Below are 14,167 nucleotides of genomic sequence, written 5' to 3'. Positions count from 1 at the left end.
TGATCCCACCTTAATGCGAGCTGATATTAACGCTCAACAGACTCCATCACGAATGCTTCGATGATATCGCCCTGTCTGAGGTCATTGAATTTGTCTAACGTGATCCCGCATTCATAGCCTTCCGAAACTTCCTTCGCATCATCCTTAAATCGCTTAAGGGAATCGATTTTACCTGTGAAGACCACGATTCCTCCGCGAGTAAGGCGGGCTTCGGAGTTACGGGCAATTTTGCCGTCCGTAATCATACAGCCTGCAATCGTGCCCACTTTCGTCACTTTGAATGTTTCGCGTACTTCCGCGTGTCCGGTTACTCTTTCCTTGAAGATCGGATCAAGCATCCCTTTCATCGCGTGTTCGATCTCTTCGATCACTTTGTAAATAATCGTGTGCAGGCGAACGTCAACCTTTTCTTGCTCTGCGGACGATTGCGCGCGAGGCTCCGGACGTACGTTGAAACCAACGACGATCGCAGAGGAGGCGGAAGCCAGAATAATGTCGGACTCCGTAATCGCGCCTACGCCGCTAAGAATCGTTTTGACGCGAACGCCTTCGATCTCGATTTTCTCCAGGGAGCCTTTAAGCGCCTCGAGCGAACCTTGAACGTCGGCTTTAAGGATGACGTTAAGCTCCTTGATGTCGCCATCCTTGATTTTGCTGAACAGATCTTCCAGCGTAACCGTTTGGTTGGCTTTCATCTGAGACTGACGAGTCTTGATCGAACGCTTGTCGGCGATTTCACGCGCTTTGCGCTCGTCCTCGAATACCATGAACGGATCGCCTGCCTGCGGCACTTCCGTCAAACCGGTAATTTCGATCGGTGTCGAAGGACCCGCTTCTTTAATACGGCGGCCGCGGTCATTCGTCATGGCGCGAATACGTCCGAAGCAGTCGCCCGCCACGAAGGCGTCGCCCACTTTAAGCGTACCGTTCTGAACGAGAATCCGGGCAACAGGGCCTTTGCCTTTGTCGAGCTCGGCTTCCATGACCGTACCGCGCGCCCGCTTGTCTGGGTTTGCTTTGTAGTCATTCACTTCGGCGACGAGAAGAATCATCTCGAGAAGGCCGTCGAGGTTGATGCGTTGTTTCGCGGACACTTCGACGAAGATCGTGTCGCCGCCCCATGCTTCCTGCACGAGACCGTACTCGGTCAATTCTTGCTTCACTTTATCCGGATTAGCGCCCGGTTTATCAATTTTGTTTACGGCAACGATAATCGGCACCTTCGCCGCTTTCGCATGAGCGATCGCTTCAACGGTTTGAGGCATAACGCCATCGTCCGCCGCAACAACGAGAATCGTAATATCGGTTACTTGCGCACCGCGCGCACGCATTGTCGTGAACGCTTCATGACCAGGCGTATCCAAGAACGTAATCTTCTTGCCGTTGATTTCAACTTGGTACGCTCCGATATGCTGGGTAATACCGCCCGCTTCGCCGCTTGCCACTTTCGTTTCGCGGATAGCGTCTAGAAGCGTCGTTTTACCATGATCGACGTGACCCATAATCGTAACGACAGGAGGACGGGAGATCAATGCATCCGGATCGTCGTTCTCTTCAATCGTTTCAAATTGGGTATCTTCAACAACGATTTTCACTTCCGATTCCACGCCGTATTCATTAACGACGAGCAATACGGTATCCAAATCGAGATCTTGGTTGATCGTTGCCATAACGCCCATCATCAATAGCTTCTTGATGACTTCGGAAGCGTCTTTGTGCAACAGCTTAGCCAATTCGCCTACAGTCATATTACCGCGAACGATAACCTTTTTAGGCGTGTTGTCGATTTTTTCCCGTGGCGGTTGGTTGCTCTTGCGAGCGTTTTTGCCGCCTTTGCCTTTAGCTCCTCTGAAGTTGCCGCCTCTGCCATCGTCGAACCGGCTGTCTTTGCGTTTGCCCGCAGCTCCAGGACCGCCGGCACCGGTGCGGTTGAAATCCCCGCCTTCGCCCGGACGGCCTTTCGCATCGCCGCGGCCTGCCGGACGACTGCTGTCTCCAGGACGTCCGCCGCGAGCGCCTACCGCCGATGCAGCCGGACTGCGTCCAGCTCCCGTACCTTGACCCGGACGACTTGGAGCAGCGCTGCTGCCGCCTGCGCCTTGCGGACGGCTTGCGCCGCCGCTGCTATATCCGCCTTGGCCTTGCGGTCGATTACCGCCGCCACCGCTGCTATATCCGCCTTGGCCCTGCGGTCGGCTTGCGCCACCGCTGCTATATCCACCTTGGCCCTGCGGTCGATTACCGCCGCCGCCGCTGCTATATCCGCCTTGGCCCTGCGGTCGGTTAGCGCCGCCGCTGCTATATCCGCCTTGGCCTTGCGGTCGGCTTGCGCCGCCGCTGCTATATCCGCCTTGGCCCTGCGGTCGGCTTGCGCCGCCGCTGCTGTATCCGCCTTGACCGCCTTGGCCTTGCGGACGGCTTCCGCCTTGAGCTTGCGGTCGACTTCCACCGCCGCCGCTATATCCGCCTTGACCACCTTGGCCTTGCGGTCGGCTTCCGCCTTGACCGCCTTGGCCTTGCGGACGACTTCCACCGCCGCTGCTATATCCACCTTGGCCTTGCGGACGATTGCCGCCTTCGCGTTGGCTGTATCCGCCCTGTCCTTGCGGACGGTTGCCGCCTTCGCGTTGGTTATAGCTGCCTTGACCTTGCGGTCTTGGAGCTTGACCTTGCGAAGGTGCCGCTCCCGCAGAAGCGGGTGCCGTTGGCGCCGAAGAAGCGGGACCGGAATCCGCCTGCGAAGTACTCGCCGGCGCTTGCTGTGCAGTTACCGGTGCTTGTGCAGCGGGACGAGCCGGCTGCGCTTGTTGTTGCGGCGCGTTCTGCGTCGGCGTACTCGAAGAAGCCGGCGCTCCCGTCTGCGGGCGGCGATCGGCTGCTGGTGCCGCAGGCTTCGCTGAAGCTTGAGCCATTTTGGCTGCCGCGTTCGCTTTAACGTCGCGGAAAAATTTCTCGACTGCTCCGGTCATTCCGTTTTCCATAACGCTCATGTGGTTGTTAACCGGCATATTCATTCTTTTCAATATCGTGATAACCTCTTTACTGCTCATGTTGAGCTGTTTGGCATATTCGTAAACTCTTAGCTTATCCTTGTTATCCGTACTATCTTGCTTACTCAATATTCTCCACCTCCGAATGATGACCCCAACCGACGGCTAGCATGTCGGCAAATCCCCGATCCGTTACCGCGAATAGTACACGCTCGGGTTTGCCTACGGCAGATCCCAACTCGAATCGGGTAAATCCTATTAATAACGGGACTCCGTAGCTGCTGCATTTGTCTTTAATTTTCTTAGCGGTATTATCCGAAGCATCTCCGGCAAGCAACACCAGCTTGGCTTCACCGGACCTAACCGCTTTTAACACGACTTCTTCCCCGCTGATAAGCTTGCCCGCTCTCGTCGCCAAGCCCAATCGGGATAATACTTTATTCGCCGTCGTCATCGTCGCTCGCGAGCTCCTTGCTTGCCTGGAACTCCTCTTCCACTTGAATGAATTCGGCTTCCAGACGATCGTATATATCCGCACCGACCGGCGTCTTCAAAGCCCGTTCGAACGCCTTGGATTTTTTAGCTAACTTGAAGCAAGCGACATTGCCGCATAAATAAGCGCCGCGCCCAGGCTTCTTGCCGGTCAGGTCGATTTGAATTTCTCCCTGCGGAGAACGAACGATTCGAATCAGTTCCTTCTTGGGTTTCATTTCCTGACAAGCCACGCATTTACGCTGCGGTATCTTTCTCGGTCTCAAGGTGATCCCTCCCGGCGTTTCGTAAGAAACGCACCTCGTAAGCATAAGCTCAGTCGATGGATACGCTGTCCTGATGCATTGTCGTTCCCGTCGTTTTCGGACGTCCATACTCTTGCTCGGCCTGCGTTTCGCTCTTGATGTCGATTTTCCAGCCGGTCAGCTTGGCAGCCAAACGAGCGTTCTGTCCTTTAATTCCGATCGCAAGGGAAAGCTGATAATCCGGAACGATAACTCGCGCCATCTTCTCTGCTTCGAATACGAGAACTTCAAGCACTTTCGATGGGCTGAGCGCGTTAGCGACATACTCATCGATGGAATCGGACCATCTCACGATGTCGATTTTCTCGCCTTTAAGCTCGGTAACGATCGTCTGAACGCGAATCCCTTTTTGCCCGACGCAAGAACCGACCGGATCCACTTCATCGTTGCGGGAATAGACGGCGATCTTCGAACGGAATCCCGCTTCGCGCGCGACCGAACGGATTTCGACCGTACCATCGAAAATTTCCGGCACTTCAAGCTCGAACAAACGTTTCAACAGCCCGGGATGAGTTCGCGATAAAATGATTTGCGGGCCTTTGCTCGTGTTCTCCACTTTCGTGATGAAAGATTTGACGCGATCGCCTTGTTTGAACTTGTCGGTCGGCATCAATTCGGTTAGCGGCAGCGCGGCTTCCACTTTACCAAGATCCACGTATAAATTGCGCAAGTCCATCCGTTGCACGATTCCAGTAACGATATCCTGCTCTTTATCCACGAAAGCATGGTAAATGAGACCGCGTTCTGCTTCGCGAATCCGTTGCGTGACGACTTGCTTCGCCGTTTGCGCGGCAATCCGTCCGAAATCCCTTGGCGTAACCTCAATCTCCGCTATATCCTCCAGCTGATAATGCGGATTCATAGCTCTGGATGCTTCCAGCGAAATTTCCAATCGTGGGTCAAGCACCTCTTCCACGATCGTTTTACGCGCATAAACTTTAATTTGTCCCGTTGTCCGATTAATGTCGACGCGAACGTTCTGAGCCGTATTAAAGTTACGCTTGTAGCTGGAGATAAGTGCCGCTTCGATAGCTTCGATCAGGACGTCTTTGCTGATGCCCTTCTCGCGCTCGATTTCGGACAGCGCTTCGATGAACTCCATGCTCATGACTTGATGATTCCTCCTCGTAAAAAAGAATTAGAAAACAATGGCCAAGCGTGCCGAGGCCACTTTATTGTAAGGGATGGCATGTTTACGGCGTCCGATGACTACGATCATTGTCTCTCCGTCGAATCCGTCAAGCCTTCCTTCAAACTCTTTGGCCCCATTAATTTGTTCATAGGTCGTCACAAACACGTGTTTGCCGACGGCTTTCGCGACATCTTCGGCCTTCTTAAGCGGCCTCTCGGCGCCGGGAGAACTAACTTCCAGGAAATACGCTTCTTCTATGGGATCCAGTTCATCCAGCTTTGCGCTTACGAATTCAGAAACGCGGCCGCAATCGTCGATATCGATGCCGCCTTCCTTGTCCACATATATTCGCAAAAACCAGTTGCTGCCTTCCTTCACGTATTCCACGTCCACCAGTTCGAGCCCGTTTTCCTCCAAATAGGAAGTCGCGAAATTTTCCACGATGGACTTGATTTTCGGTGCATTCAAAATGGTTTACCTCCCGATGCTCCAAATGGATTCCCGCAGTCTCATAACCGCAAAGACCCGCAGACAAAACGGAAAGAGTGGGTTTCCCCACTCTTCTGCAGACAGTGATATCCACATGATTACCAAAATTAATATAACATAACCTTAAAGCGGCTGGCAACCACAACTTTCCTGTCCTTCCGCTCCCGAATCCCTAGAACAGCATGAGCTGATTGGATTCCGGCAAACCCCGGAACGTGCCAAGACCGCTCAATACTTCGACGATCGTCTTACTCGCTTTGGACCGCTGTTGGAAATCCTCGACCGACAAAAAGTCGCCTTCTTCGCGGGAAGCCGCAATGTTGCGCGCCGCATTCTCCCCAACTCCCGGGATCGCTCCGAACGGAGGAATCAAGCTGTCGCCGTCGATGATAAATCGGGTAGCTTCCGACCGATAGAGGTCAACAGACTTGAACTTCAATCCGCGAGCGGTCATTTCGAGACCCATCTCGAGAATCGAAATCATGTTCTTCTCCTTGGTCGTCGCTTGGAAGCCCTTCTCTTCAATCTCGAGCAGCATCTTTAGAATGGCATCGTAGCCTTGGCAGAACAGCTCGACGTCGAAATCGGCCGCGCGCACCGAGTAATAGGTCGCGTAATACTCAATCGGGTAATATAACTTAAAGAAGGCCGTCCTTACCGCCGAAATAACATAAGCCGCGGCATGGGCTTTCGGGAACATATACTCGATGCGCAAGCAGGAATCGATATACCATTGAGGTACTTTGCATCGCTTCATCTCGTCGATCCATTCCGGCGTTAGCCCTTTCCCTTTCCTTACGCTTTCCGTAATCTTAAACGCTAGGGAAGCATCCATTCCGGCTTTATAAATGAGGAATAACATGATATCGTCGCGGCATCCGATTACCGTCTTGATCGTGCAAGTATTGTTCTTGATCAGTTCTTGCGCATTGCCGAGCCATACGCCCGTACCGTGGGACAACCCGGAAATTTGCAGCAAATCGGCGAAGGAGGAAGGTTTCGTCTCCTCGAGCATCTGTCTGACGAAACGCGTACCCATTTCCGGGACGCCGAAGGTCGCGACCGGGGAACGGATTTGGTTCGGACTGACGCCCAGCGCCTCTACGGAATTGAACATGCTCATAACCTTCGGATCGTTCATCGGAATCGTTGTCGGATCCACCCCGGTCAAATCCTGCAGCATCCGCATCATCGTCGGGTCGTCGTGTCCGAGAATATCGAGCTTTAGCAAGTTCGCGTCGAAAGCATGGTAGTCGAAATGGGTCGTCTTCCACTCCGAGTTTTTATCGTCCGCCGGAAACTGCACGGGCGTTATGTCTTCCACTTCAATGTAGTCGGGTACGACGACGATGCCGCCGGGATGCTGGCCGGTGCTGCGTTTAACGCCCGTGCATCCGGCCGCTAACCTGTTCAGCTCCGCTCCCCGCCACGATTGCCCCTGCTCTTCTTCGTACTTCTTGGTAAATCCGAACGCGGTTTTCTCGGCAACCGTACCGATCGTCCCCGCGCGGAATACGCTCTTCTCTCCGAACATCTCTTTCGTAAAGTTATGCGCTTGCGGCTGATACTCGCCCGAGAAGTTCAAATCGATATCGGGAACTTTATCTCCCTTAAAGCCAAGGAACGTTTCAAAAGGGATGTCCTGCCCTTCGCCGCGCATGATCGTGGAGCAGTGCGGGCAAGCCTTGTCCGGCAAATCGAAACCGCTCGGCACGCTTCCGTCCAGAAACCATTCGCTATGCTTGCAATCGGAATTGCGGCACAAGTAATGCGCGGGTAACGGATTAACTTCGGATATTCCGAGAAACGTCGCAACGACCGACGAGCCTACCGATCCACGCGATCCTACGAGATAACCGTCCTTGTTCGATTTTTTAACGAGCCGCTCCGAGATGAGATAGTTGGCGGAAAATCCGTATTTGATGATCGGAACCAATTCTTTCTCCAGCCTTGCCGTAACGACTTCCGGCAGCTCGTCTCCGTAGAGGCTTCTTGCCGTTTCGTAGCAGGTGTTGCGGATTTCGTCATCCGCCCCTTCGATGATCGGCGTATAAAGCTGGTCCGGGAACATGACGATTTCTTCGAACCGATCAGCGAGCTCGGACGTGTTCTTAACGACGACTTCATAGGCTTTATCATCGCCTAGAAACTGGAACGCTTCGAGCATCTCGGCCGTCGTTCGGAAATGGGCGTCCGGCTTGCGCTGGTCCTTAAGCGGACTAAACCCGGTAATGCCATGAATCGTAATATCGCGGAATACTTTCTCGCGAGGAACAAGATAGTGCACGTTGCCGGTGGCGATAACGGGTTTGCTCAGCTTCTCGCCGATCCGGCAAATCCGGCGCAGCGCCTCTTCCAGCGCCCCTCGGCTGCTGACGAGTCCTTTATCCAGCAAATGCATATAGAAATCAAGCGGCTGCACCTCGAGCACATCGTAGAAAGCCGCCACTTCTTCCGCTTCCTCTTGCGATTTATTCAGCACCGTTTCGAACAGTTCACCCTTCTCGCATCCTGATATCACGAGCAAGCCTTCGCGAAGATCGATCAGCTTGCTCTTAGGGATACAAGCGACGCGGTTCATGTAATCGGTATGGGATAATGAGATCAGCTTAAACAGGTTTTTCTTGCCGACCGCGTTTAGGGCATATATCCCGCAATGAAACGGACGAGTTGTCTTCCAGCTGTCACCGTTCACTTCATTCAATGATTGCAATTCCGTAACGCCACGATTTAAAGCTTCCTTAAGTAAACCAACCAATATTCCGCCTAATGCGATCGTATCATCAATGGCTCTATGATGATTATCCAGAGATACCTTGTAAAGAGCTGCCAAAGTATTCAAACGATGGTTTTTCATCGTCGGGTGGAGGAATCGAGCCAATTCAAGCGTATCCAGTGCCGGATTCGTCAGGGGAGGTAGTCCATGCTGTTTGCACGCTTCCTGCATAAAACCGACATCGAAACGCGCATTATGCGCGACAAGCACGGCATCTCCGATAAAATCGATGAATTCCCGCAGCTTCGGCTCGAGTTCCGGAGCGTCCTTGACCATTTCGTCCGTTATGTTCGTTAACTGCTGAATATTATAGGGAATCGGCTCGTGCGGATTAACGAACGTTTCGAACCTGCCTATCTCCTGGCCGTTAACCATCTTAATGCCCGCGAGCTCGATAATCTTGTTGTTCGTAACCGATAATCCGGTCGTCTCGATATCGAATACGACATATTCCGCATCGGCCAAGCTTTGTTCTCTCGGCTGAATGACCATCGGGACCGCATCGTTGACGACGTTAGCTTCCACGCCGAACAAAACTTTGATTCCGTGTTTCTTGCCCGCTTTGGCCGCGTCCGGGTAACATTGAACGTTGGCGTGGTCGGTTACGGCAACGGCTTTATGTCCCCACTTGGCTGCCGTTTTGATATAAACGTCGACAGGGGTTACCGCATCCATCGTACTCATCGTCGTGTGCAAATGAAACTCAACGCGCTTTTCTTCGGCCGTGTCTTTAGGTTCCGGAGGAGCCAACACTTCGCGGATATCGCTAGGGAACATAACCAACTCCGGCGGATTGAGGAAACGGTCGTACTCGATTTTCCCCCGCATTTTCACCCATTTGCCGTTGGCGAGCAAGTTAAGCATCTTGATGTCTTCTTTGTTTTTGCCGAAAATCTTAATCGAAAGGGAGTCCGTATAGTCCGTGACATAACATTGGTAGAGCGTGCTCCCCGTCCTGAGCTCCTTGGTTTCCAAGCCGAAAATAACGCCGTGAATCGTTACCTTCTTCTCTTCCTCGCGGATTTGCTGGATCGGCACGGGGGCGTCTTTAATCTCGTAGCCATGCTGCAGCACTTGCGGCGCTTCGCCTTCGACAACCGGCGCTTCTTCCCGAACGCTGGCCATCATCTGCTCGATCGCTTCACGATTTTCTTGCTCGATTTTCTGCGTGAATTCCGTGTAGGTTTCCGGTCGCGCCTCCCCTACGGCGAGCTTCACCCGGAAAGAACGCAGGAATCGTTCCTCGAAAAAACGCACAGCTTGCACATCCACTTCTTTCTTACGAGCTAATTCGAGGTTCGTATCGTTAAGCAGCGTTATCGTCAGAAGGTCGCCTTCCACGCCCAAGTCCGCCTTCGCAAGCCATCCGTTAACCGAAACGACTTCCTGCTGAATCCAATCCACGAATACTGGCCAATACTCCTGAACGATGCTATCCGTGGATACGGCTTGTCCGTAGTTGATGACTTTCCTGATTTCCGCATGATGCCCCAGCTTCGCTTTAACCCGTTCGATAAAGCCTATGTATATCGTTTTGGGCAGCAACGTTTCTTTGCCAATATAAAAAGTCCATTCCTTGCGGGAACGATGAATTTCCACTTTATCGATATGACCGTCTCGAAAATGTTGCCCGATCCACTCGGTCGGCAGCTCCGCCTGTTGCAGCAATACTTCGAACCGCTTACGCCTATCTTCCGTCGGCTGCATCCCCACATTCCTCTCCTGTCTCCGCTACCCGATAAATATAAAAGCTTCCGTGAAAAAGGATCAGCCGCGGCACCGCAACTGGAGACCATCTTCAATCAGAAGCTAATCTTGCTCTTTCTATCATTTTACCTGAACGACTTCATCCCATCAATAGAAAATGAGACCCCAAAACAGACTTATATCTGCTTTGGGGCTATTCGTTCACGTTTAGAAATTAATAAGCTCTTGCGAAGACGACCGTATGCTGGGAAGCGTCGCCGCACACGAGGCAGGTTGGCTTCGTCTCGGCAGGCTCGAAAGGAATGTTCCGGCTAGTCGCGCCAGTTTCTTCCTTCACTTGCTTCTCGCAAGCCTCGGAGCCGCACCAGCCCGCTAGAGCGAAACCTCTCTTCTCTTCCATCGCTGCCTTGTATTCATCCAAGGTATCGACGGAGAAGAAATTATCCTGACGGAACGCGAGCGCCCGTTCGAACATGTCATCATGGATTTGCGCGAGCAAGGTTTGCACTTCCGCCACAAGATTATCGAGCGCGACGGACTTCTTCTCGCCGCTTACGCGGGAGACGAGCACGCACTGGCCGTTCTCCAAGTCGCGTGGTCCGAGCTCCAAGCGGATAGGGATGCCTCGCATCTCGTACTCGTTAAACTTCCAGCCAGGAGATACATCGGCTCGGTCGTCTACGCGGACACGAATGCCGGCAGCCTTCAGCTGCGCATAGAGCTCGTCCGTCTTGCCGATCACGACGTCGCGTGTTTTCGGCGGGCCGATCGGAATCATGACAACTTGCGTCGCCGCTACTTTCGGAGGCAATACGAGCCCGCGGTCATCGCCGTGCACCATAATCAATGCGCCGATCAAGCGGGTGCTCACGCCCCATGACGTCGTATGACAGAACTGCTGCGTATTCTCGCGATCCAAATACTTGATATCGAACGCGACCGCGAATTTCGTTCCCAAGTAGTGGGACGTACCTGCTTGTACAGCGCGTCCGTCTTTCATCATCGCTTCGATCGAATACGTATCGACAGCCCCCGCGAAACGCTCGGAAGGCGTCTTCTGGCCTTTAATGACCGGAATGGCCAATACGTTCTGGACGAAATCCGTATAAACCTCAAGCATCGTCATCGTTTCTTTGCGGGCATCCGCCTCGTCTTCGTGCGCGGTATGGCCTTCCTGCCAGAGGAACTCGCTTGTCCGAAGGAACGGCAGCGTTCTTTTTTCCCACCGCACGACGTTAGCCCATTGGTTGATGAGCAGCGGTAAATCCCGGTAGGAGTTGATCCACTTCGCGTACATATGCCCGAACATCGTCTCCGAGGTCGGACGAATGGCGAGCCGCTCTTCCAGCTTCTCTCCCGCCGCTTCCGTTACCCAAGGGAGCTCCGGGTTAAAGCCTTCCACGTGCTCTTTTTCCTTCTGAAAGAAGCTCTCGGGGATGAACAACGGGAAATAGGCATTGCGGTGGCCCGTATCCTTGAACCGTTGGTCAAGCTCCTTCTGCATGTTTTCCCATAGCTCGTAGCCGTCCGGACGAAAAACGATGCAGCCCCGGACAGGCGAATAATCCATTAATTCGGCTTTCTTAATGACATCGATATACCAACGGGAGAAATCCTCGCTCTGCGGCGTAATTTCCGTTACGAATCCTTTATCCTTCGACATGACGGCCCTCCAGCTCCAAGCTTATGCTTACGAAGTGCGTTTCTTGCGAAACGCTTTAAACTATTTAATTTCTTACCAATCCCACGATATCGTTATAGGTTACGACAATCATAAGCAACATGAGCATGGCGAACCCGATAAAATGCACCATGCTTTCGCGGTTAGGGTCAATCGGTTTCCCCCGTACCGCTTCCAACCCGAGGAAAAGTAATCGGCTTCCGTCGAGTGCCGGTATCGGCAACAGATTAAATATACCTAGATACAAGCTGAGCATGCCCGCCCACAAAGTAAGCTGAGCAATGCCCTGCCTGGCGATTTCCACGGTCACTTGCGTCGTCTTGACAGGTCCTCCAAGATCGTCCAGCTTAAACTCGCCGAAGATCAATTTCCGGAAGCCTTCGAAAATTCTTTGTGTCATATCAACCATCGTCGTGCCCGCGAAGCTGATCGTTTCGCCGAATCCCGGCTTTCTCATCTCCCCGGCGGGGTAAATGCCGATTTTGCCCGTTTTGGCATCGGGCGTCACCTTGATCGGCACCTCAACGCCATCGCGTTCCACGATCCAATTCATCGGTTTGCCCGCTGACGCGTTGATTTTGCCGACGAACTCGTTCACATCTCCGCCTACGGGTTCTCCATTGATGGATCTTACCCAGTCCCCTTTGACCAAACCGGCTTGCTCGGCCGGCGTACCTGCCACCACGTTCGAGATAAATACTTTGGAGGAGTTTTCGACCGACACCCCTTGCAATACCAAAAAGAGCGCGAACAAAACGAAAGCCAGCAGGAAATTCATAACCGGTCCCGCGACGATAGCTAGAGCGCGTTTGCGTACCGGTTTATTCCCGAATTGACGGTCTAGCGGAGCAATCTGAGTCTCCCGGCCTCTTGCGATGATAAGCGCTTGCGGATGGACGGAATAGCGTTCGATTTCACCATCGATATCGAGCTTGATCGTTAAATCCTTCTCAAGGTCGAGGGACTTGACTTCCCCTCGCATGACGCCCGATCTCTCGTCCAGACGATCAAGGTACAAACGGGTAACCAAATCGTCCTTGACCCTTACGGCCAACGTCTGCCCGGGCTGAACTTCCACGACTTCGGGATCCTCGCCGGCCATACGCACGAATCCGCCGATCGGCAGAAGCCGGAGCGTATAACGGGTTTCCCCCCGTTTGATGGAAAACAGCTTAGGCCCGAATCCGATCGCAAACTCGCGCACCAAGATGCCTGCCCTGCGAGCGAAATAGTAATGGCCCCATTCATGCAACGACACCAGCAAGAAGAACATAAGCACGGTCAGAAGAGCGACCTGTATATTTCCCATCATTCCAACCCCTTTGTCCCAAGCACGATGACTGCCGCACACTTGCTTCTAACGGCTGTCCTTAGATTAACATTATTCTCCGAGCCGTTACAAGAGAATACACCCTCGCGTTTTATTCCGGTGCCGCCGCTTCTCTTCTAGCCCAGCCATCTGTCTCAAGAATGTCTTCTAAGTTTGGATTCGTAACCGCAGTATGCCGAGTCAACACTTTCTCGATGATGTCTTCGATTGCGAGAAATGGAATTTCGCCTTTCAGAAACCGCGCGACAGCGACTTCATTCGCCGCATTGAACGCCGTAGTTGCCGTTCCGCCGCTTCGCCCCGCTTCATAGGCTAAACGCAAGCAAGGGTATCGGTTAAAGTCCATCGGCCGGAAATGCAGCGTCCCTTGGGCGATTAAATCAAGCGCGGATGCCGGGGATCGCTTGCGCTCCGGGTAGGTGAGCGCATATTGAATCGGAACGCGCATGTCGGGATTGCCAAGCTGTGCCATGACGCTCGTATCCTCGAATTCAACCATGGAATGGACGATGCTCTCCGGGTGAATGACAACATCGATTTGATCGTAAGGCAAATCAAATAACCAATGGGCTTCGATCACTTCAAGCCCTTTGTTGGCCATCGTTGCGGAATCGATCGTGACTTTCGCGCCCATGCTCCAATTCGGATGCTTCAGCGCACTCTCGACCGTCACATTCGCGAGTTGATCACGTGCTAGGTCGCGAAAGCTGCCCCCGGATGCCGTCAGCATGATCCGTTTAATCGCTTTATTATTTTCTCCGTTAAGGCACTGGAAGATGGCAGAATGCTCGCTGTCTACCGGCAGAATGGATACGCCTTTATCCCGCGCCCTTTGCATGACGAGATGCCCTGCGGTAACTAAAGTTTCTTTGTTGGCAAGACCGATGTCTGCCCCCGCTTCAATCGCAGCAAGGGTGGACGTCAATCCTAGACTGCCCACCAATGCGCAGACGACATAATCGGCTCCAGAATGTCCCGCGATTTCCGTCAGACCCGCTTCCCCATGCACAACGCGAACTTCTGCGCCAACCTGGGATTGGACTTGGTCTGCCAAAGCTTTGGTAGCGGCGGAAACCCATTTCGGGCGAAAAGCTTGCACCTGTTCCAGCAGCAATGACACATTGTTTCCTGCCGCTAAGCCAACAACTTCGAACTCCTCAGGGTAACGAGAAATGACGTCAAGCGTCTGGGTACCGATGGACCCCGTACTCCCGAGCACGGCTACCTTTTTCATAAGAACCTCCACTTGCTCTTTATGTATAACC

The 14,167-nt window shown here is 53.1% G+C and carries 9 protein-coding genes; all 9 read right to left on the bottom strand.

What is annotated here, in order from left to right; genetic code table 11:
• Positions 1-26: 26 nt before the first annotated feature.
• On the bottom strand, positions 27-3,119 hold the full coding sequence (gene infB / locus K7P76_RS16435; protein WP_232186391.1) for a translation initiation factor IF-2: 3,093 nt from the start codon (positions 3,117-3,119) through the stop codon (positions 27-29).
• Positions 3,112-3,444: a L7Ae/L30e/S12e/Gadd45 family ribosomal protein gene (locus K7P76_RS16430; RefSeq protein WP_232186390.1), complete on the bottom strand. Its 333-nt coding sequence runs from the start codon at positions 3,442-3,444 to the stop codon at positions 3,112-3,114. Before K7P76_RS16430 ends, infB begins: the two co-directional genes overlap by 8 nt.
• Positions 3,428-3,748 carry an RNase P modulator RnpM gene (gene rnpM, locus K7P76_RS16425; RefSeq protein WP_255678596.1) on the bottom strand — a complete coding sequence of 107 codons (321 nt, stop codon included), beginning with the start codon at positions 3,746-3,748 and terminating at the stop codon, positions 3,428-3,430. Before rnpM ends, K7P76_RS16430 begins: the two co-directional genes overlap by 17 nt.
• 49 nt (positions 3,749-3,797) lie before the next feature.
• Positions 3,798-4,895 (bottom strand): transcription termination factor NusA, encoded by a 1,098-nt coding sequence (nusA, locus tag K7P76_RS16420; protein ID WP_232186389.1) that lies wholly within the window; start codon positions 4,893-4,895, stop codon positions 3,798-3,800.
• A 30-nt stretch (positions 4,896-4,925) separates the two neighbouring features.
• Positions 4,926-5,387 carry a ribosome maturation factor RimP gene (rimP, locus tag K7P76_RS16415; RefSeq protein WP_232186388.1) on the bottom strand — a complete coding sequence of 154 codons (462 nt, stop codon included), beginning with the start codon at positions 5,385-5,387 and terminating at the stop codon, positions 4,926-4,928.
• 193 nt (positions 5,388-5,580) lie between these two features.
• Positions 5,581-9,891 (bottom strand): PolC-type DNA polymerase III, encoded by a 4,311-nt coding sequence (locus K7P76_RS16410; RefSeq protein ID WP_232186387.1) that lies wholly within the window; start codon positions 9,889-9,891, stop codon positions 5,581-5,583.
• A gap of 214 nt (positions 9,892-10,105) precedes the next feature.
• Positions 10,106-11,554 (bottom strand): proline--tRNA ligase, encoded by a 1,449-nt coding sequence (proS, locus tag K7P76_RS16405; RefSeq protein WP_232186386.1) that lies wholly within the window; start codon positions 11,552-11,554, stop codon positions 10,106-10,108.
• A gap of 64 nt (positions 11,555-11,618) precedes the next feature.
• Positions 11,619-12,881, bottom strand: coding sequence for an RIP metalloprotease RseP (gene rseP / locus K7P76_RS16400; RefSeq protein ID WP_232186533.1), 1,263 nt, complete (start codon positions 12,879-12,881; stop codon positions 11,619-11,621).
• 112 nt (positions 12,882-12,993) lie between these two features.
• Complete coding sequence (locus K7P76_RS16395) at positions 12,994-14,136, bottom strand: 1-deoxy-D-xylulose-5-phosphate reductoisomerase (protein WP_232186385.1); 1,143 nt, start codon at positions 14,134-14,136, stop codon at positions 12,994-12,996.
• Between the last annotated feature and the right edge of the window lie 31 nt (positions 14,137-14,167).

It is taken from the genome of Cohnella silvisoli, from assembly GCF_021190915.1.
Lineage (GTDB): Bacteria > Bacillota > Bacilli > Paenibacillales > Paenibacillaceae > Cohnella > Cohnella silvisoli.
Note: the sequence above shows the minus strand (reverse complement) of the source record. Positions and strands in the feature narration are given on the sequence as shown.